At 63.1% G+C, this 18,556-nt stretch carries 16 protein-coding genes and 1 tRNA gene; 8 read left to right on the plus strand and 9 right to left on the minus strand.

Annotation, left to right across the window (positions count from 1 at the left end; all coding sequences use genetic code 11):
* Positions 1-63 precede the first annotated feature (63 nt).
* Genes PVV54_RS22435 through PVV54_RS22445 form a run of 3 tightly spaced genes read right to left on the minus strand, consistent with a single transcriptional unit; the run spans position 64 to position 4,232 of the window.
* Entirely contained in the window at positions 64-2,463 is a 2,400-nt protein-coding gene (locus PVV54_RS22435) for a DUF3772 domain-containing protein (protein WP_274907335.1), read from the minus strand.
* 56 nt (positions 2,464-2,519) lie between these two features.
* Positions 2,520-3,572, minus strand: coding sequence for a bifunctional DNA-binding transcriptional regulator/O6-methylguanine-DNA methyltransferase Ada (gene ada / locus PVV54_RS22440; protein ID WP_274907336.1), 1,053 nt, complete (start codon positions 3,570-3,572; stop codon positions 2,520-2,522).
* Between the two features lie 33 nt (positions 3,573-3,605).
* Positions 3,606-4,232: a DNA-3-methyladenine glycosylase family protein gene (locus tag PVV54_RS22445; RefSeq protein ID WP_274907337.1), complete on the minus strand. Its 627-nt coding sequence runs from the start codon at positions 4,230-4,232 to the stop codon at positions 3,606-3,608.
* Positions 4,233-4,405: 173 nt separating this feature from the next.
* On the opposite strand from PVV54_RS22445, the gene PVV54_RS22450 reads away from it, so the two are divergent.
* Entirely contained in the window at positions 4,406-4,921 is a 516-nt protein-coding gene (locus tag PVV54_RS22450) for a sigma-70 family RNA polymerase sigma factor (protein WP_274907338.1), read from the plus strand.
* Entirely contained in the window at positions 4,908-5,864 is a 957-nt protein-coding gene (locus PVV54_RS22455; RefSeq protein ID WP_274907339.1) for a FecR domain-containing protein, read from the plus strand. The genes PVV54_RS22450 and PVV54_RS22455 overlap by 14 nt, the downstream gene beginning before the upstream one ends.
* A gap of 4 nt (positions 5,865-5,868) precedes the next feature.
* Here the strand turns inward: PVV54_RS22455 and PVV54_RS22460 are convergent, their stop codons facing one another.
* Both PVV54_RS22460 and PVV54_RS22465 read right to left on the minus strand, forming a co-directional pair.
* On the minus strand, positions 5,869-7,029 hold the full coding sequence (locus tag PVV54_RS22460) for an MFS transporter (protein ID WP_274907340.1): 1,161 nt from the start codon (positions 7,027-7,029) through the stop codon (positions 5,869-5,871).
* A gap of 331 nt (positions 7,030-7,360) precedes the next feature.
* Positions 7,361-8,572 carry an MFS transporter gene (locus PVV54_RS22465; protein ID WP_274907341.1) on the minus strand — a complete coding sequence of 404 codons (1,212 nt, stop codon included), beginning with the start codon at positions 8,570-8,572 and terminating at the stop codon, positions 7,361-7,363.
* Positions 8,573-8,750: 178 nt separating this feature from the next.
* On the opposite strand from PVV54_RS22465, the gene PVV54_RS22470 reads away from it, so the two are divergent.
* Together PVV54_RS22470 and PVV54_RS22475 are read left to right on the plus strand one after the other, a co-directional pair.
* Positions 8,751-9,683, plus strand: a complete 933-nt coding sequence (locus tag PVV54_RS22470; protein WP_274907342.1) for a FecR family protein — start codon at positions 8,751-8,753, stop codon at positions 9,681-9,683.
* 94 nt (positions 9,684-9,777) lie between these two features.
* Positions 9,778-9,854: transfer RNA gene (locus PVV54_RS22475), tRNA-Met, on the plus strand.
* Between the two features lie 122 nt (positions 9,855-9,976).
* Here the strand turns inward: PVV54_RS22475 and PVV54_RS22480 are convergent.
* Complete coding sequence (locus PVV54_RS22480; RefSeq protein WP_274907343.1) at positions 9,977-10,588, minus strand: LysE family translocator; 612 nt, start codon at positions 10,586-10,588, stop codon at positions 9,977-9,979.
* Positions 10,589-10,726: 138 nt separating this feature from the next.
* On the opposite strand from PVV54_RS22480, the gene PVV54_RS22485 reads away from it, so the two are divergent.
* Positions 10,727-11,641 (plus strand): LysR substrate-binding domain-containing protein, encoded by a 915-nt coding sequence (locus tag PVV54_RS22485; RefSeq protein WP_274907344.1) that lies wholly within the window; start codon positions 10,727-10,729, stop codon positions 11,639-11,641.
* On the opposite strand, the gene PVV54_RS22490 is transcribed toward PVV54_RS22485, so the two are convergent.
* The 3 genes from PVV54_RS22490 to PVV54_RS22500 are packed head-to-tail and all read right to left on the minus strand — an operon-like array spanning position 11,581 to position 13,409.
* Positions 11,581-12,156 carry a D-Ala-D-Ala carboxypeptidase family metallohydrolase gene (locus PVV54_RS22490; protein ID WP_274907345.1) on the minus strand — a complete coding sequence of 192 codons (576 nt, stop codon included), beginning with the start codon at positions 12,154-12,156 and terminating at the stop codon, positions 11,581-11,583. The two genes, PVV54_RS22485 and PVV54_RS22490, sit on opposite strands and share 61 nt — an antisense overlap.
* 21 nt (positions 12,157-12,177) lie before the next feature.
* Positions 12,178-12,633, minus strand: a complete 456-nt coding sequence (gene rimI / locus PVV54_RS22495) for a ribosomal protein S18-alanine N-acetyltransferase (RefSeq protein WP_274907346.1) — start codon at positions 12,631-12,633, stop codon at positions 12,178-12,180.
* On the minus strand, positions 12,630-13,409 hold the full coding sequence (locus PVV54_RS22500) for an energy transducer TonB (protein WP_274907347.1): 780 nt from the start codon (positions 13,407-13,409) through the stop codon (positions 12,630-12,632). The genes rimI and PVV54_RS22500 overlap by 4 nt, the downstream gene beginning before the upstream one ends.
* A 305-nt stretch (positions 13,410-13,714) precedes the next feature.
* Here PVV54_RS22500 and mksB point away from each other — a divergent pair, with 305 nt between their 5' ends.
* The 3 genes from mksB to mksF are packed head-to-tail and all read left to right on the plus strand — an operon-like array spanning position 13,715 to position 18,517.
* Positions 13,715-14,992, plus strand: coding sequence for an Mks condensin complex protein MksB (mksB, locus tag PVV54_RS22505; RefSeq protein ID WP_274907348.1), 1,278 nt, complete (start codon positions 13,715-13,717; stop codon positions 14,990-14,992).
* Positions 14,982-15,689 (plus strand): Mks condensin complex protein MksE, encoded by a 708-nt coding sequence (mksE, locus tag PVV54_RS22510; protein WP_274907349.1) that lies wholly within the window; start codon positions 14,982-14,984, stop codon positions 15,687-15,689. Before mksB ends, mksE begins: the two co-directional genes overlap by 11 nt.
* Positions 15,686-18,517, plus strand: a complete 2,832-nt coding sequence (mksF, locus tag PVV54_RS22515; RefSeq protein WP_274907350.1) for an Mks condensin complex protein MksF — start codon at positions 15,686-15,688, stop codon at positions 18,515-18,517. Before mksE ends, mksF begins: the two co-directional genes overlap by 4 nt.
* Positions 18,518-18,556: the final 39 nt, after the last annotated feature.

The following is an 18,556-nucleotide window of genomic DNA, read 5'->3' on the forward strand; positions in this document are numbered from 1 at the left end:
GAAGCCGGTGCCAGCCACCGCGTCGCCTGCTTCGCGGCTAAAGCCGCTCCTACAAGAACATCATTACGCCAGCTCTTCAGCCGAGCGACCACCTTCCTGCAACAACACCATGCTCTGCGGCGACGACAGGGCAATCCCTTCATCGCGCAGGCGCCCCAGGATGGTAAACAGCAGGTCACTGCGCGCACCCGACACTTGCCGCGGCCCCGCCACATAACCACTGACACTGATCACCATGCCAGCGCTGGTGAGGTCCTTGAACGTTACCGAGCTGGCCGGCGCATCCAGGATCGACTCGTGCTCGTGGTAAGCCGCCAACAGCAACTCGCGTACCCGGTTGGCATCGGTTTCCAATGGCAGTGTCAGCGTAATGCCAACAACGCCCAGCGCGTTGCCCATGGTCACGTTGCGCACGTTCTGCGAAATGAATTGCGAGTTGGGCACGATTACCGTGGAGCGGTCGGACATCTGTATTTCGGTGGCGCGCACGTTGATGCGGCGAATATCGCCCTCGACGCCCGCCAGGCTCACCCAATCGCCCACCTTCACCGGGCGTTCGGTGAGCAGGATCAAGCCTGAGATGAAGTTCTGCACAATCTGCTGCAAGCCGAAACCGATACCAACCGACAGGGCACTGACCACCCAGGTCAGGCTGGTGAGGTTGATACGCAGGGTCGACATCACCAGCATCGCCAGGAACAGGAAGCCCAGGTAGCCGACCAGGGTCACCAACGAAGCGCGCATGCCGGCGTCCATGTCGGTTTCCGGCAGCAGGCGCTCGCTCAGCCAGCGCTTGAGCACACGAATGCCGAACAGGCCGCCGAAGAACATCGCCAGCGCCAACAGGATGTCTTGCGGCACGATGTTCAGGTTGCCGAGCACCTTACCGCCGGTGCCATCCCAGTCACCCAGGCTCAACAGCAGCTCACCCGGGCTGGTACCCGACGGCATCAGCGCCAGCAAGGCGGCGAGGAACAGCAGCACGGTACGGCCGATACCCGCCAGCAAAGTACTGAACTGCGCCTGGTGACGCGGCGCCAGGCCCAGGCCGGAGGCCAGCGCAAGGCCGCCGGGCTGATGCGGCGACAGCAACGAATCGCACAGGTCGCCGAAGAACGTGGTCAGCAGGTAGGCACAGGTGGTGACCACGCTGATCCACAGCAACTTGGCGGTGAGGAAGTATGCCAGGGTCAGATAACCGGCCAGCAGCGTCAGCACGATCAAACCGACCCACACCACGATCACGAACGAAATCAGCCCGATCCAACCCGTCGGGCGCTCCAGTTCATGGGTGCGCAGGGTGCGGCGGTAGCGCATCAGCGCGGCGGAGAAGATTGCCGCCACCACCAGCGCTGTCAGGCCGTTGGTCGCCACGGTCAGCGCCAGGCTGGTGCCGATCACGCTGTTGATGCGCTCCATGGTCAGCATCACCATCAGCGCCAGTGCCAGCACCTTCGGGAACCAGCCCAGGGCGCTGGCCACCTCGTCGCTGATCGGAGGCAAGCGCCACGACGGGCGCTGCAGCATCAGCATCGCGCGGCCCAGGCCCGAAATGAAGGCACTGAACACCACCAGTGTGAGTACGTGGTTGGTCAGGCTGGCCAGGTCAGAGCCCAGTTCGGCGCTGTTTTCCAGGCCCCAGCGCAGCAGCGACACGGAGCCGGCAATGGTCCCCAAAGTGGCCAGGCTGACACTCAGCGCCAAGGCGCTGCGGCGCAGCCTGCCCTCCGGAAGTACGCGAATCATGCCGTGAGCGAGCATGCGCTCAAGCAGCCGGCGCACCAGCGTCCACACCAGAATCGCCGCGATCAGGCTGCTGATGAACAGCCAGCGGTGCTCGGCGCTGAACGCGCTGGCCACGGCATCGGCCGCCTCGCCGCGCAGTTCGCGCAAACGCAGCACGTCTTCATCGGTGGGGCGAATCAGCGATTGCCAGAAGGCCGGGCTGAGCGGGCTGGCCGCGCGGCTGGTGACCTGTGAGTTGAACTGGCTGCGGCGCAGGTTGACGATCTGGGTGGACAGGTCGCGCGCCGACTGGGTCAGCTTGGTGGCTTGGTCCTGTTCGGCAAGCACAGCCTTTTTCTCGGCCTCGAGCTGCTTGCGTTGCTGGGTGAGGCTGGCGGCTTCATCAGGCTGCAGCGGGCCGATTACTTTAAGCTTGTCGTCCAGTTTTTCCGCATCAGCCGTGCGCTGGGCACTGAGGGCATCGGCCTGGCGCTGAACCTGCACAGCGGCAAGGCGCAGCTGCGAGAGCAGGTCATCGTTGGCATTGCTGGATACACCCTGGCGAATCTGGTCGAGCCGGTCGCTCAACTGCTCGATGCTGGCGTTTTCATCCAGCACCGACAATTCGGCGGAGGCCAGGCTGGACACGGGCGTAGAGGCCGACCAGGCCGGCGCGGCAAGCGCCAGCATCAGGGTGAGCACCCCTAAGCAATAACGGGCAAGGCTGACACGCCTCATCGAACTTTCCTCTTTACAACTCGATTTGGCGGTGGATTCTACGCGGCTTGAAGCAATCAGGAGAGTGCCGTTTCTCGCTCAAGCAATTGCCGCTTGCGTTCCACGCCCCAGCGATAGCCGCTGATATCACCGTCCTGACGCACCACGCGGTGGCACGGGATAGCCACCGCGATGCGGTTGGCCGCGCAGGCCTGAGCCACGGCGCGCACGGCCTTGGGGGCACCGATACGCTCGGCGATGGCGGTGTAGCTGACCCGGCTGCCAACCGGCACTTCACGCAGGGCTTGCCATACCCGCTCCTGAAAGGCGGTGCCTTGCACATCCAGCGGCAAGTCCAGGCCGAGGGCCGGGGCTTCAACAAAACCCACCACTTCGGCCACCAGGCGTTCGTAGCCTGGGTCGCCACCGATCAGCCGGGCTTTGGGGAACTGGTCCTGCAACTGCTCCAGCAATGCTTCGGGCTGATCGCCCAACAGGATAGCGCAAATGCCCTTCTCGCTTTGAGCCACCAGAATGGCCCCCAACGAGCATTGGCCAATGGCGAAATGAATGGTCGCGCCCGTGCCGCCCGAACGGTAGGCCAGTGGGCGCATGCCAAGGCGTTGATCTGCACTTTCGTAAAAGCGGCTGTTGGAGTTGTAGCCAGCATCGTAGATGGCATCGGTGACTGAACCGTGCCCATCACCCAGCCGCTCGCGCAGACGCCTGGCGCGGAAGGCCGATGCGTAGGCCTTCGGCGTGAGGCCGGTGTGAGCCTTGAACTGACGTTGAAGGTGGAACGGGCTGACGGCCAGTTGCTCGCCTAACTGGTTGAGGCTGGGCGGGGCATCTTCGGTTTCGAGCAGGCGGCAAGCGCGAGCAACGAGGTCGCCGCGGCGGTTGTGTGAAGGGTTGTTCAGGCAGCGCCGACAAGCGCGGTAGCCGGCCAGTTCGGCAGCAGCGGCATTGCTGAAGAACTCGACGTTCTCGCGTTTGGCCAAGCGCGACTTGCAACTGGGCTGGCAGTAAACGCCAGTGGTACGCACGGCGTAGACGAAGTGGCCGATGGCGGCGGGATCGCGGCTTTGCACGGCTTGCCAGCGTTGAGTGTCGGTGCTGTAGCTGTTCATTCCGGTATTCCTTGGTTTTCTGCCGCCAAGCATTCAGGCCCGCCACAGGTACCAGGCAGCAATGGTCCGATAGGGGCTCCAGGCGCCGCCAATGGCGCGCATCTTTGCTGGAGTGGGGGCTTTGTCCATTCCCTTGAGCCGTCGATACCCTTCGCGCACGCCAAAATCGTCCACGGGCAAAATGTCCGAACGCTCCAGGCTGTAGATCAACAGCATTTCCACCGTCCAGCGCCCCACACCGCGCAACGCCACCAGGCGCTCGATCAAGGATTCGTCACTCATTGCCAACGCTTCATTTCTGCAAGGTACCTTGCCGTCGAGGGTGGCTTGGGCAATGCCTTGAACCGTGGCCAGCTTGCTCGCCGAGAAACCACAAGCACGCATTGTCTCTGGCGGCACCCCAAGCAGTTGTTGGGGTGCAGGAAAGCTGCATTCAGGGAACAGCGCCAACAGGCGGCCCAATATCGCCTCGGCAGCGCGGGCGTGCAGTTGCTGGTAGGCAATTGCACGAACCAACGCCTCGTAAGGCTCACGGCCAGGCGTTGCCTGATGCAGGCATGGGCCGACAGCGGCAATATGCCGCGCCCAGTCGGGGTCCATACCCGCCAGGTAGGCGGATGCCTCGCAGTAAGCTTCAGGGGTGAGGTCAGCCAGGATCATCCGCGGCTCCAGCAGGTTTCAGGGCAAGCTCAGCTTACCCCAGCCGCTCGTCGGGTAAACGCCGGTTCTTGCGCGGCTAATTTCTGGTATGCCATTGCTACGTGCCATCACTCACGCCTAGAATTGAGAACTATTCACAAAAACATGCATGATGGGACCGGGCTTTCGATACGATGCAGATCAACGACACGCTCAAGCCGGCCGAAGTCGCCCTGCTCTATCAGTCCCATCATGCATGGTTGCGTGGCTGGCTGCGCAGCCGGGTCGGCTGCCAGGAACACGCGGCCGACCTGGCCCAGGACACCTTCGTGCGCCTGCTGCGTGCACGGCAAGTATCTCCACTCAAAGAGCCGCGCGCCTACCTCAGCAGCATTGCCCGCGGCCTGATGATCGACCAGTTCCGACGCCGCGCGCTGGAACGCGCCTATCAAGAAAGCCTGGCCTTGGTGCCTGAGGGCGAAATGCCCAGCGAAGAACACCGGCTGATCATTCTCGATACCCTTGAGCGCCTTGACCGCGCCTTGCTTTTGCTCAAGCCCCGCGCCCGCCAAGCCTTTTTGCTGGCCCAGCTCGATGGCCTTAGCATCCCGCAAATCGCCCTGAGGCTAGATGTATCGCGCGCCACCGTTGAGCGAGACTTGGCCAAGGCACTGGGCGCCTGCTACCGGTTACGTTATGCCGACCTGTAGCAACGTGCCCAGCCAGGCCCAGGTAGACCAAGCCATCGAATGGCTTGTGAAGCTGCGCTTCGACGCCCCGAGCCCACGTACCGAGCAGCAATTTCAGCAATGGTTGGCCGTTCACCCGAACAATGCAGAGGCCTGGCAACGGGTAAGCAACATGAGCGACGAACTGGCCGGACTGCCTGGCAACCTGAGCCGACGCACCCTGGAAGGTAGCCAGCGCCAACGCACAAGCCGCCGCGACCATTTGAAACTGCTGGCGGTGTTGGCCGTCGGCGGCAGTTTGGGCTGGACCGCACGCGAGCCGCTGGGGTTACCGTCGTTGATGGCCGACAGCAGCACGACGACCGGCGAACGTCGCACCATGCAGGGCAGTGACGGCAGCCGTATCCAACTCAACACCACCAGCGCCATCGACTTGCACTACACCCGTGACCTGCGCGAACTGACGCTGCTGCGCGGCGAAATCAGCCTGGACAGCAACGCCGACGATAACCGCCCGTTCCGCATTGCCACACGCGTGGGCGATCTCGCCACTCAGGATGGCCAGTTGCTGCTGCGCGATAACAGCCTCGGGTTGCTGTTGGCGGTGCGTCGTGGCGAGGTGACCTTGTTCCCTTCCTCTTCCACGCCATACCGTGCCCATTCCGGTGAAGTCCTGCAGGTATCGGCAGACGGCACATTCAAGCCGGCCGCTTTGCATGGCGACCCGTGGGGCTGGACCGACGGCGTGCTGAGTGTGCAGCAAATGCCGCTGGGCGAGTTTGTTGCCGAACTGGCGCGCTACCGCCCGGGCATGCTGCGCTGCGCGCCGGAAGCGGCCGGGCTGAAAGTGTCCGGCACTTACCAGTTGGCCGACACCGAACAGATACTGCAGCTGCTGGCGCGCAGCCTGCCGGTTCGGGTCGACTATCACACCCGTTACTGGGTGAACATCGTCCTGAGCTAAGCGGTCAGTCCGCCACTGCCCGCAACCTGCCCGCCCGCCGATACGACTGGCGCGCAAAACATACGAACAAGCCTGCCATCACCGCCAGCGCCATCGGCAGCCCATGGGGTGCCACATCCATTGCCGCACCGCTGACCAGCGGCCCGACCAGGCTGCCAACACCCCACAACAACCCCACGCTGGCGTTGGCCGTGACCAGGTCCTGGCCCTTGAAGCGTTGGCCGATCAGTACCAGCGCCAGGGTGTAGATGCCACCCGCCACTGCCCCCAACAGCACCAGCAGCGGCCACAGCAGCCAGGTCATCTGCAACAACCATGGCAGCGCGATACCGATCGCCATCGCCACCAACCCGCACACCAGGTGCAGCCCGGTGCGCTCGACCCGGTCGGCCAGCCAGCCCAGTGGCAGCTGGAACACCATGTCGCCGGCGAACACCACGGTGACCATCAACGCCGCCACGCCCACTGCAAAGCCATGGCTGGTGGCATACACCGGCAACAGCGACAGCACCACGGCATCGAAGAACGAAAAGAACAGCACCGCCACGCACAGCGAGGGCGCCACGCGGAAGAACCCGGCCAGGCCAAAGCTCTTTTCACCCTCGTCGCCATGCGCCACATGATCGTTTGGCACGGTGAGCACGATGCACAGCAGCGCCAGCCCATAACAGGCGGTCACCACACCGGTAATCCACGGGCTGTTGGCGCCCAGTACCGACAGCATGGCGGGGCCAAGCACCTGGAAGCCGGTGAAGCTGGTGGCGTACAGCGCCATGATCTTGCCGCGATTGTGGTCGGGGCACAGTTCGTTGACCCACGACTCGCCCAGAATGATCGCGATGCCCATGCCGATGCCCAGGCCTAGCCGCAGCGCTGCCAGCAACCAGATCGAATCGAATGCCTGCTCCAGCAGGGCGATGCTGACCGTGCACAGGCTGAAGCACAGCAAATAGATGGTGCGCCGGGTCAGGTACCGGCAGCAGGCGTCGACCATGAACGCCGAGAGCATCATCCCCGCCGCGGGAATCGCCGAAATGATGCCGATCTGCAAGGTGCTCGCACCGGCCTCGTGAAGACGCAACGACACCAGCGGCAGGCTGGCCCCCAAACTGAAGCCGACAACCGACACGGCGAACAGAAGGCCCGCCAGCAAACGCATGTTCATGTACCACTCCCGCAAACTGAAAAAGACGCGCAAATGCAGGCGCCCACGCGCACGCCGGCACGGCGGGCGATACAGGGGCGCAGGTCAGTTCAGGGCGAGGTGTGGCGAGAAGGTGAAGGCAAACAGCACGCTGCGACGGCGCTTGAGCACCGTGTCGCTCGGCCACGCACGACGCATCGCCTGCAGGGCAGGTTGGCGAGCATGTGGTAGGGACGAAGTACGGCGCATTGCTTTGGCGACTACGCAGGTTTTGTGAAAAGAGGCGGCACTCTAGGGGATGGCAGGTCAGGTCGTCAATTGGCCGGGGGCCTGCGCGAGGCCCCCGGTGATCTCAGCGCTTGCCGGTATTTGGCAAAAATACCGCCAACAACCCGAACAACGGCAAAAACGAGCACACGCCATACACATACTCGATACCGCGCAGGTCGGCCACATAGCCCAGCAACGCTGCGCCGATACCGCCAAAGCCGAACATCAGCCCGAAGAAAATCCCGGCAATCATGCCCACGCTGCCCGGCACCAGTTCCTGTGCATACACCACGATGGCGGAAAACGCCGAGGCCAGGATGAAGCCGATCACCACGCTCAGCACGGTGGTCCAGAACAGGTCGGCATACGGCAACGCCAGGGTGAATGGCGCCACGCCAAGGATCGAGAACCAGATCACAGCCTTGCGCCCGATACGGTCGCCAATCGGGCCACCAAAAAAGGTGCCCGCCGCCACGGCACCCAGGAACAGGAACAGGTGCAGTTGCGAACTGGCCACCGACAGGTCGAATTTCTCGATCAGGTAAAAGGTGAAGTAGCTGGTGAAGCTGGCCATGTAGAAGTACTTGGAGAACACCAGCAAACCCAGCACGATCAAGGCAGCAATCACCCGCTGGCGCGAAATGCCGTGGGTGGCCTGCACGGCCTTGCGCGCCTTGGCCTGGTTGAGGTGTTCCTTGTACCAACGGCGCAGCATCAGCGTTACCGCAAAGAAGAACAGTGCCGCAACGCCAAACCAGGCGACGTGGGTCTGGCCAAACGGGATGACGATGGCCGCCGCCAGCAGCGGGCCGAAGGCTGAACCTGCGTTGCCGCCCACCTGGAAGGTGGATTGCGCCAGGCCGAAACGCCCCCCGGAAGCCAAACGCGCGATGCGCGATGTTTCAGGGTGGAACGTTGATGAGCCAATTCCCACCAACGCCGACGCCAACAAAATCATCGGGAAGCTGCCGACGAACGCCAGCATGACAATGCCGACCAGCGTGCAAAGCGTGCCCATCGGTAAAAGGTTAGGCGTGGGCCGGCGGTCAGTGAAAAAGCCCACCCATGGCTGCAACAGCGACGCGGTTACCTGGAACGTCAGGGTAATCAGGCCGATCTGGGTAAAACTCAGGTCGTAGTTGGCCTTGAGCATCGGGTAGATCGCCGGCAGCACCGACTGAATCAGGTCGTTGATCAGGTGCGCCAAGGCACAAAAGGCGATGATGCGCATCACCAGCGGGTTGGCCTGGCTGGCCGCTCCGGTGCTGGCGGTGGAGGTGCTGCTGATGGCCATGGGTGTGAATTCCGTCCGCAGATTTGGGATCCGATTATCAGGAAACAAATAGATACATAGCTACCTTTTTTTCCCCTCGTCGCACACACTTGCAAATGGTTCTCAATATATTTAGCATCCCAAGCCTATATTCTCCGTAATCGTTGGGCCAAACCGCCCTCTCACGAGCACACCGCCCATGAGCCCGATGCCCGCCATGCAAGTTCAGGCCGACCCTCAGCAGGAAGCGCTGGAGTGGTTCTCGCGCCTGCGCCAACCCGGTTGCGACGAGCGTGAACGCCAGGCATTCGCCCAGTGGTGCCAAGACCCGCTCAATGCGCGCGCCTATGCCGAACTCGAAGCCTGCTGGCAACAATTGCAGCCGCCCCCTGCCCGCCCCCGTCCGCGACAGATCAGTGCCCGACGCAGCCACCTTGGCAAGGGGCTGGCAGCGGTGTTCCTGCTGGCATTGGCAGCGCTGGCGTATTTGTACTGGCCACTGATGCAGCGCCTGGGCAGCGAGCTGCACACCGATGCAGGCGAGCGCCGCAGCGTGCGCCTGGCCGACGGCTCTGCCCTGCACCTGGACAGCGCCAGCGCCATGAATGTGGACTTGCGCGGGCGCACCCGGCTTTTGCACCTGGTACAAGGGCAGGTCTATCTGGAAGTGATGCTCGACGGCCGCGCCATGGAAGTGCAGGTAGACGATGCCCGGATCCAGGTGTTCGGCACACGCCTGATGATCGCGCGCCACAGCGACCATGACGAACTGGTGGTGATCAATGGCAAGGCCATGGTTGCCTTGGGTGGCGACCAGCGCATGGTATCGGCCGGTGAACGCGTGACGTTTACCAAGGAACGTATCAACCCTGTGCAAAAAGCCGACGTGAAAACCGCCGACGCCTGGCGCAACGGGCAACTGCGCGCCAGTGACATGCCGTTGGGGCAAGTCATCGAACGGCTGGCCAGCCACCAGGGCCGTCGCGTGTGGCTGATGGATGAGCAAACCGCTTATAGGCGTGTAAGCGGCAACTTCAACCTCGACCGCCCTGCCGAAACCTTGGACGCACTGGCAGCCGCACAGCAATTGCAGCTTCACGGCGTGCTCGGGCAGTGGCTGATCGTCCGCTAGAACGGGCTTGGCGGCTAAGTTTTTGAAAGCGTGCAAATTTTTTTTGAAATGAGTGTTGACACAGGGGCATCACAAGGGAATAATGCGCGCCATCGGCTACATAGCTCAGTTGGTTAGAGCATAGCATTCATAATGCTGGGGTCCGGGGTTCAAGTCCCTGTGTAGCCACCAAACTTGAAAAGGGCTTACCGCAAGGTAGGCCCTTTTCTTTTGCCCGCAGAAAACCTACAGAAAAAAGCCGCCCCCTGTAGGAGCGGCTTCAGCCGCGATCACCGGCAAAGCCGGTGCCCTCGTCAACGCACGCCACTCACCCCCACAGCCATGCCAAGGCCGATCAACGCCAAACCGATCAAGCGGTCCACCAGTTGCTGCCGGTCGATCATCGCCTTGCGAAGCGCGTTGTTGGAAAAAAACACCGCCACCAGGCTGAACCAGGCCCAATGGGCAAACGACATGAAAGCGCCATAGGCAAGGTTCAGTGCCAGCGGGCTGCCCGGCTGAACAACCTGTGTGTAGGCGCTGACCACAAACAGCATGGTCTTGGGGTTGAGGGCGTTGGTCATGAAACCGTTGCGTAACGCCGCCAACCGCCCCGCCTGCGCCAGCTGGCCATCGAGGCGGATGCGGGTGGTATTGGTCAGTGACTGGTAACCCAGGTAAATCAGGTAACCGGCGCCGAGCACTTTCATGGCCAGGAACAGTGACGGGCTTTGGCTGATGATCACGGCGATGCCCAGCACCGTATACAGCACGTGCACTTGTACACCCAGGGCAATGCCCACTGCCGCCGCCAGCCCGGCCCTGCGGCCGTGGGTGTAGCTGCTGCGGGTGACCATGGCGAAATCGGCACCCGGGCTGATCACGGCCAGGATGGTGAACAGGGCGATGGCAAACAGTTCAGTCATGAAGGCAGCTCTCTATAGGCGATGAAAATGCACAGATGTGGCGATTATCGCGAGCATGCCTGTTTAGAAAAATCGATTTATAGTGGGGCTTGTCTGATAGTTTTTCTCACACAAATGCTGTGCCGGTAATCAGAAACCATGAAGCTTCCAGCCCTCAACGCCTTGCGCTATTTCGACATCGCCGCCGAAACCGAAAGTTTCGTGCGCGCAGCCGAGCGCCTGCATGTCACCCACGGGGCGGTCAGCCGGCAAATACGCCTGCTGGAGGAAAGCCTCGGCGTCGACCTGTTCGAAAGGCGCAACCGGGCAATCTTCCTTACCCCGGCAGGCCGCGCGCTGCACGGCACCACTCAGGCCATCTTCGAGCAACTTGACGGTGCCGTGCAGCGCCTGCAGCAACAGCAGCGGGACAACGTACTGGTGCTGTCTTGCGAGCCCACCATCGCCATGCGCTGGCTGATCCCGCGCCTGCCGCGTTTTCACGCTGCGCACCCGGGCCTGCAAGTGCAACTGGTCGCCGCCGGCGGCCCTGTAGATTTCGCCCGCAGCGGCATCGACCTGGCCCTGAGGCGCGACGACTTCCATTGGCCGCCCACCCTATACAGCCAACCAGTCTGCGAAGAATGGATTGGCCCGGTCAGCTGCCATGCCAACGCGCAGCTCGATGGCCAACGCCTGCTGCACAGCAACACCCGCCCAACCGCATGGTCCACCTGGCTGCGCCTGAGCGGCCAGCGGGCACGGCATACCGAGCGCAGCGACTTTGAGCACTTCTACCTGTCACTGCAGGCTGCCAACGCTGGTTTGGGCGTAGCCATCGCCTCAGCACTGATGGTGCACGACGAACTCGATAATGGGCAGTTGCATGCGCCTTTCGGCTTGTTACGAGACGGCTCGGCTTACGTATTACTGAGCCCGCAACCGATCAACGATGGCGGCAAACGCCAGCAATTCGCCGACTGGGTAACCGCCGAAAGCCGGGCGTGCCTGAATCAGATGGATTTGCTGCAGAACGAAGAACCGGCACTGCCATCACCACCCCACGTGCGATAACCCGCCGTGTCGAGGTGAATGCGCCCCGTGGGGTAACGTCCCAGACCCATGTTCCAGGCCTGGCCGTTCTGCCGCCAGAACTGGCACAGCGGCTTGGGGTCGGCCCCGCGCGGCAACAGGATATCAACCGCAAAGGCCCGAGTATGTGCGCTGCCCACGGCGCCACCGGCGCAGCGGTTCAGGCTTGGGTCGCGGTAGGCTGAAACCACTTCGAACTGGCCTATGAGGCCTTGGGAGTCGAGCGTTTTGATCAACGCCAGAGTAGAACGCACCGCTGGCCAGTTGGCCGAAGGCGGCACCACGAAGGGTGAGGCATGGCACTGTTTCCAGTCAGAAGCCGAGCGCAACAATTGGTGGATCGGCACTACGCCATACAACCGTGCATCCACCAGCATCTCGCGAAACGGCCGGGTTTGATGATCACCCGCCCATTGCGCGAACATCCACACATCGCGCTCATCGGCCTGGGCCGAACCGGCCATTACCGCCATCAACAGCCACGTTGCGCCCCTCATTCACGCCCTCCGTGTGGTCACTCAGTCCTCAAGCAAGGTACAAGCCATCACCAACGCATCCTCCCGACCACCCGCAACCGGGTAATAGTCGCGCCGCCGGCCAATCTCGTTGAAGCCATAGCGCTCATACAGGCGATATGCCGACTGATTGCTGGCCCGCACCTCAAGAAAGCACTCACGCCCATTCATTTGATAAGCCCGCGCCATCAGGTGCTCAAGCAAGCGTAGCCCCAACCCGCGACCTTGGTTCTCGGGCTTGACGGTAATGTTGAGCAAGTGCGCTTCATCGATGATCACGTTGATCACCCCATGGCCGACCTGCTGCTGCCCGTCGAACATCAGCCACACTTCGTAGGACTTGAGCGCATCCTGGAAGATGCCGCGGGTCCAGGGGTGGCTGAAGGCGGCATATTCAATCTTCAGCACGCTATCCAGATCCGCCTCGGTCATCGGGCGGAAGCTGATCGAGTCACTCATTCAACGCTCTTCCAGCGCGCCATCAGCTGGCGCATCGCTTGCCAGACGTCCGCCTTGCGCTGCGGCTCGTCCATCAACAGTTCAAGGCCCGGCAAGGCCCAGGCATCGCCCAGGCCGTTGGGCTTGAGTACTTGGTAATAAGCTTCGGCGTCGGCATTGCCGGCATAGCGCAGGGCCGGCAGGCCGATCAGCCACAAACAGGTGCAGGGAGCCTCTTCCAGGCGCGCCTGGATGAACCCCTGCACGAAATCGCGCGCGGCGTCCGGGCCTTGGTCCATGTTGCCGCGCACCAGTAACGGCCAGCGCACCGGCTCGCCGATAATCTGCGGGGCGTCGGGCAGGCCAGCGGCGCGCAGCATGTCCTTGAGCAGCAAGTAGGACGGGTCGCGGCTCTGGAACGGCTGGCCGGTGGCCAGTTCCACCAGCAGCAGGCAACTGCCGGCCCGCAGCAATTGCAAGGCAAAACGCGGAGGCGGAACCGGGGCCGGGCGCGGTGCAGGGGCTTTTACTTCTTCCTCGGCAGGCTTTGCGGCGGGCTTTGGCGTGCTGCCCGGGCGCGGCACTTCGATCTTCGGGCGCTCTACCGAGCGGGCCTGAGGGGTGGCTGGTGCTTCGCGAGGCGCCACCGGTGCCTCGAACTCCACCTCTTCGACCGGCGCCTGCGGCAGCAGCAATTCGGGCCGTGAAGGCGCTGCAAACGGCAGTTCGGCGCGCGGCAGCCAGTGCACCACTTGCATGGCGGAAAGGTAGGCGCGGCGGCGGGGTTCGGTGAGCAAGGAATGGGGTCCGGGGCTTGGTTTGGGGGGGTATTCTAGCGTGTACACCTCGGGTTTTGCAGCGTCTGAGCGACCGAGCGCCGCCGGTGCGGCGCATCGCGGATAAATCCGCTCCTACAAAGGCGTACGCGATCCCTGTAGGAGCGGATTTATCCGCGATGCGCCGCAAAGCGGCGCCAGATCTCACAACCACAACAAACCTCACCGCTCCCCCCAAAAAACCTCATTACAGACCAAGGGGTGAAAACCTCCCCCCCGGATGAAGTACAATCGCCCCCTTTTTACTTGGCAACGAGTAGACGCCAATGATCGAACCCAAGCGCGTCCTGCGCGCCCTAGCCGAACACTGGGCCCTGATCGAGCCGCTGTGCGAGCGTTTCGACCAGGGCACCCTGAGCCTGGTGGAACTGCGCCAGCAATTGGGCCGCCAGCAGGTGGAAAGCACGCCGCAGGACATCACCCAGCTGCTCGACGTATGGATCCGCCTGGATATCCTGGTGCCGGTGGCCAAGAGCCCGAACCGCTTCGAGCTCAATGCCCAGATCCACGACTTCCTTGCCTATCTGCGCCGCGAGCACCGGCTGGGCCTGTGCCTGGAGATCGAAGCCTACCTGCGCCACCTGGAGCGCCTGGCTGGGCACATTCAGGACGCCTTCGACAACCGGGACAGCGACGACCTCGCGCGCCAGCTGCGCCTGCTCGACATGCGCGTACGCGATGTGCTGAAAAAGCTCGACAACGACGAACAGGCCCTGGTGGCCGTGGCTGAACGGGCCAAGACCAGCAACCGGCAGATCCCGCTGCGCCAGCGCTATGCCGAAGTACTGGCAACCTGGGACGAATACGTCGAGCCGATGATCCAGCTGGTCAACGCCGACGGCGCCTTCGAACAAGGCGTGCGCAAGGTCGAAACCGTTCTGCTCAAACTCCTCGGCGAGCAGGCGCGCCTGGGCCACCTGGTCGACGACGACATGCTGCTGCGCACCCACGCGCGCATCCTGGAAATGCAAACCAGCGCCCAGCTCACCCTGCGCCACGCCCGCGAACTGTTGCTGCCGCTGCGTGAAGAAGCCCGCCGGCACAACGCCGTGACCCGTGGCGCCGCGCTGGCCCTGTCGGTAATCCGCCGCAAAGGCATCGACGCCGTGCCGCAGGCCGCCATGCCGCTGTTCACCCGCCCGCAAAGCACCTTCCTCGGCAGCGCCAGCCAGGTTGAGGCCTACGTTTATGCACTGGCGCGCTTCGAGCCGAAGCCAGCCAAGTTCCCCAAGGCGCACAAAACGCAAAAAGGCCCGCTGCCGAGCGCACCACGCACCGTCAAGGAAATGCTCGAGCGCTGCGAAGACGCCCTGCCCCTGCCCGACCTGATGGTCTGGCTGCTGGAGCAGGAGCCCGAAGGCGCCACAGACGAGCTGCTGTACTGGTTCTCGCGCCTGTCACGCGAGAAGCGCTTCAAGCGCGAACGCCTGGAGCGGCGCGAGTACTCCACCCATGAACACCTGGTCAGCCTGCGCTCGTTCGCCCTGGCCTCCAGCCGCGAAGCGCAACCTGAAACCCACGCGAGCCCAGCCAATGCATCTTGATCTTTCCGAACTGTCCCAGCTCGCGCCGATCTTCCGCGAGCTGTTCAAGGGCTTCCACGTCAGCCGCCGCGACCCGGAAATGTACGCCCAGCTGTCCAACTTCCAGGACCAGTACCGCACCCTGTTCAAGGCCCTGGGCTTCGAGCTGGTGTGTGACACCCGCGGTTTCTACTACTTCGTGCCCGAACAGGCTGCCGCGCAGGTCAACAAGACCGCCCAGCGCCTGTCGCTGTTCACCTTCATCCTGGTGGAACACCTGGCCGACCAGGGCCGCGACCCGATGGCCGTGCTCGATGGCGGCAGCATCGGCCGTGACGAGTTGCCGTCCTTGCTGGACAAGTACCGCGACCTGTTCCTGCAAGCCGAAGTGCAAACGGTCGACGAGCTGGAAGAAAAGATCATGCGCCGCATGACCCAGCTCGGTTTCGCCCATGAAGAAGGCGGCATCTACCGCTTCCTGCCGCCGATGCACCGTTTCCTCGACGTGTGCCTGTCGGTGCAACAGGACCGCGACCTGGCCGCCAGCCTGCACAGCGACCTGCCGCTGCCAACCCCGGTGCTGGTCGAGGAAGAAACACCCGAAGAACTCAACCGCACCGATGACCCGCTCGACCTCGCGCCGTTCGGCGACGAGGAAAGCGAGGAAGAAGCCCTGGCACGGGCCATCCGCGAAGAGCAACAGGAGATTGACGCATGAGCCAGGAACGCTACGGCATCCGCCGCTTCGCACTGCTCAACACCGCCGGCTACAGCCTCGGCCTGTTCCCGCTGGAGCACCCGCTGTCGGTGTACGGTGCCAACAACCTGGGTAAATCGGCGTCGATCAACGCCCTGCAGTTCCCGATCCTGGCACGCATGTCGGACATGAGCTTCGGCAAGTACAGCCTCGAGCAGTCGCGCCGCTTCTACTTCGCCAGCGATACGTCCTACATCCTGTGCGAACTGAACCTGCCCCACGGCCCACACGTGATTGGCGTGGTCGGCCGTGGCCCGGGTGGCGGTTTCGGCCACCAGTTCTTTGCCTACAAAGGCGAGCTGGACCTGGCCCACTACCAGAAGAACGACACCTGCCTGCGCCAAAAGGAGCTGTTCACCAACCTTGAGCGCCTGGGCCTGAAAGCCTACGAGCTCAAACCGGATGAACTGCGCCGGCTGCTGGTCGGCGGCCACACCTCGTGCCCGCTGGACCTCACCCTGATCCCGCTACGCTCCACCAGCGAGCAAAGCCTGAAAACCTTCCGTGCGTTGTTCATCAACCTGCTGCACATGCGCGAAATCACCGCCGCCAAGCTCAAGCAACTGTTCCTCGATGCCTTCGAGCACAGCCTGCGTTCGGGCAGCGTCGACTACATCGCCGCCTGTGAAGAAGCCTTCCGCGACGTGCGCCGCATGGAACAGGACTACAACGCCCTGGTCGCTGCCGGCCCGTTGGTCGAGGCCCTGGCCGGTGGTGTGGCCCAACGCGACATCCTGCGCGGCAAGCTGCACCGCCTTTCGCCCCTGCTCGACAACCTGCTGGGCACCTGGCAGGAATACGCCATGGCGCGCAAGGAAGAACTGGTTATCCAGGCCGAGCACTACCGTGGTGAGCAAGACCGCCTGCAGAATGACCAGCGTGGCGGCACCCAGGAGCTGATGCGCCTGGAACGCGAAATCACCGGCATCCAGCGCTGGCTAGGCGAGCTGTCGGTGCTCAAGCACCGGTTCGCGCTGGTCGATGACGTCAAGATGCTCGAACAGCAGCTGCTCGCCGCCAAGGATGCCCACGACGAGCTCGCCGGTGCCCTGGCCCAGTCGCGCCAGTTTTCGGCCGAAGACCTCGACGAGCGCGTGCGTGACCTGGAAAAACGCCTCAAGCAGGTGAAGCAGCAGCTCGACCACGCCGACAACAACAGCTACGCCCGCCTGCGCGAAGAGTTCTCCCAGCAAGACGTCGACCGCCTGATGCGCCTGTTCAACGGCGCGCTGTTCAGCCTGCCACTGGGCGACCGCGGCATCGAGCTGGACGACAGCGACCTGTGGGTAAAATCCCTCGAAGCGGTGCTCGAAAGCTTCAAGGGCGAGCGCTTCGAGGCGCCGGGCATCTCCATCGATATCTCGCACATCGACCCACCGGCCCTGCAGGCCCTGGCCGACCGCGCCGCTCTGCGCGACCAGAAAGACCGCCTGGACCGCGAGCTCAAGCAGCTCAAGACCCAGCAATCGGTAGCGGCCGACCGCACCGCCTCCAAAGCGCAGACCGAAGCCCTGTACCAAGAGGTGCTCGACGCCCAGAAGGCCCTGGAAGACTTCCGCCGCAGCGAAACCCTGTCGGCTGAAGAACCCGAGAAGATGGAGCAACTGGCGCAGCTGGAAGCCGCCCAGGACGAACTCAAGCGCTCCAGCGACGCCTTCACCGAGCGCGTCCAGCAGCTGTCGGCCAAACTGCAACTGGTTGGCCGCCAGATCGCCGACCTTGAAGCCAAGCAACGCACCCTGGAAGACGCCCTGCGCCGCCGCCAACTGCTGCCAGCCGACCTGCCGTATGGCACGCCGTTCATGGAAGCGGTCGACGACTCCATGGACAACCTGCTGCCGCTGCTCAACGATTACCAGGACAGCTGGCAGGGCCTGCAGCGCGTCGACAACCAGATCGAGGCACTGTACGCCCAGGTTCGCCTCAAAGGCGTGGCCAAGTTCGACAGCGAAGACGACATGGAGCGCCGCCTGCAGCTGCTGGTGAATGCCTATGCACACCGCACCGACGAGGCCCTTACCCTGGCCAAGGCGCGCCGTGCGGCGGTCACCGACATCGCCCGTACCCTGCGCAACATCCGCAGCGACTACGACAGCCTTGAGCACCAGCTGGCCCTGTTCAACCGCGAGATCAACAAGCGCCAGGTGTCGAACCTGGAGAGCTTCCGCGTGGTACTGGCGCCGAACAAGGAAGCGCTCAAGCACATCGACCAGATCATCCACAGCGCTGGCCAGTACGAAGAAGGCGAAACCCTGTCGGTGTTCGACCTGACCCAGAGCGCCGAGCAGGACCACAAGAACGAAGAGGCCAAGGAGTACCTGGCGCGGCTGGTGGCGGCCAACCACAACCAGCTGGGCCTGAAAGACCTGTTCGAGCTGGCATTCGAGATCACCAAGATCAACAGCCAGCCCGTGATCCACGCCGACATCGACGGCGCCGCGTCCAACGGCACCACCATGACCATCAAGGCGCTGACCAACATGTACTTGTTGCTGCACCTGATGGACCGCGACCTGGCCGGGCGCATTCGCCTGCCGTACTACCTCGACGAGGCGGCGGACATCGACGAACGCAACCAGGCGGCGCTGCTGGAAACCAGCTTGCAGCTGGGCTTTGTGCCGATTCTGGCGAGTGTGAAGCCCCAGGTTTCTGCGCGGGTAGCAATCGACCTGGAAGGTGGTAGCGGGCCGAATGGCATCTACATCGATGAGGCGGACTGGAAGTACATCAGCCGCCGGGATGAGGTAAAGGCGATTGTGCGGGAGGATGAGGCTGAGGAATTGGCCTGATTTGATTGGGGCCGCTTCGCGGCCCATCGCGGATAAATC

This window comes from Pseudomonas sp. PSKL.D1, assembly GCF_028898945.1.
In the GTDB taxonomy this organism is placed as follows: Bacteria; Pseudomonadota; Gammaproteobacteria; order Pseudomonadales; family Pseudomonadaceae; genus Aquipseudomonas.

Coding starts and splice junctions, on each gene's coding strand:
- PVV54_RS22435 (WP_274907335.1), bottom strand. CDS start 2,463: ATGAGGCGTGTCAGCCTTGCCCGTTATTGCTTAGGGGTGCTCACCCTG.
- ada (WP_274907336.1), bottom strand. CDS start 3,572: ATGAACAGCTACAGCACCGACACTCAACGCTGGCAAGCCGTGCAAAGC.
- PVV54_RS22445 (WP_274907337.1), bottom strand. CDS start 4,232: ATGATCCTGGCTGACCTCACCCCTGAAGCTTACTGCGAGGCATCCGCC.
- PVV54_RS22450 (WP_274907338.1), top strand. CDS start 4,406: ATGCAGATCAACGACACGCTCAAGCCGGCCGAAGTCGCCCTGCTCTAT.
- PVV54_RS22455 (WP_274907339.1), top strand. CDS start 4,908: ATGCCGACCTGTAGCAACGTGCCCAGCCAGGCCCAGGTAGACCAAGCC.
- PVV54_RS22460 (WP_274907340.1), bottom strand. CDS start 7,029: ATGAACATGCGTTTGCTGGCGGGCCTTCTGTTCGCCGTGTCGGTTGTC.
- PVV54_RS22465 (WP_274907341.1), bottom strand. CDS start 8,572: ATGGCCATCAGCAGCACCTCCACCGCCAGCACCGGAGCGGCCAGCCAG.
- PVV54_RS22470 (WP_274907342.1), top strand. CDS start 8,751: ATGAGCCCGATGCCCGCCATGCAAGTTCAGGCCGACCCTCAGCAGGAA.
- PVV54_RS22480 (WP_274907343.1), bottom strand. CDS start 10,588: ATGACTGAACTGTTTGCCATCGCCCTGTTCACCATCCTGGCCGTGATC.
- PVV54_RS22485 (WP_274907344.1), top strand. CDS start 10,727: ATGAAGCTTCCAGCCCTCAACGCCTTGCGCTATTTCGACATCGCCGCC.
- PVV54_RS22490 (WP_274907345.1), bottom strand. CDS start 12,156: ATGAGGGGCGCAACGTGGCTGTTGATGGCGGTAATGGCCGGTTCGGCC.
- rimI (WP_274907346.1), bottom strand. CDS start 12,633: ATGAGTGACTCGATCAGCTTCCGCCCGATGACCGAGGCGGATCTGGAT.
- mksB (WP_274907348.1), top strand. CDS start 13,715: ATGATCGAACCCAAGCGCGTCCTGCGCGCCCTAGCCGAACACTGGGCC.
- mksE (WP_274907349.1), top strand. CDS start 14,982: ATGCATCTTGATCTTTCCGAACTGTCCCAGCTCGCGCCGATCTTCCGC.
- mksF (WP_274907350.1), top strand. CDS start 15,686: ATGAGCCAGGAACGCTACGGCATCCGCCGCTTCGCACTGCTCAACACC.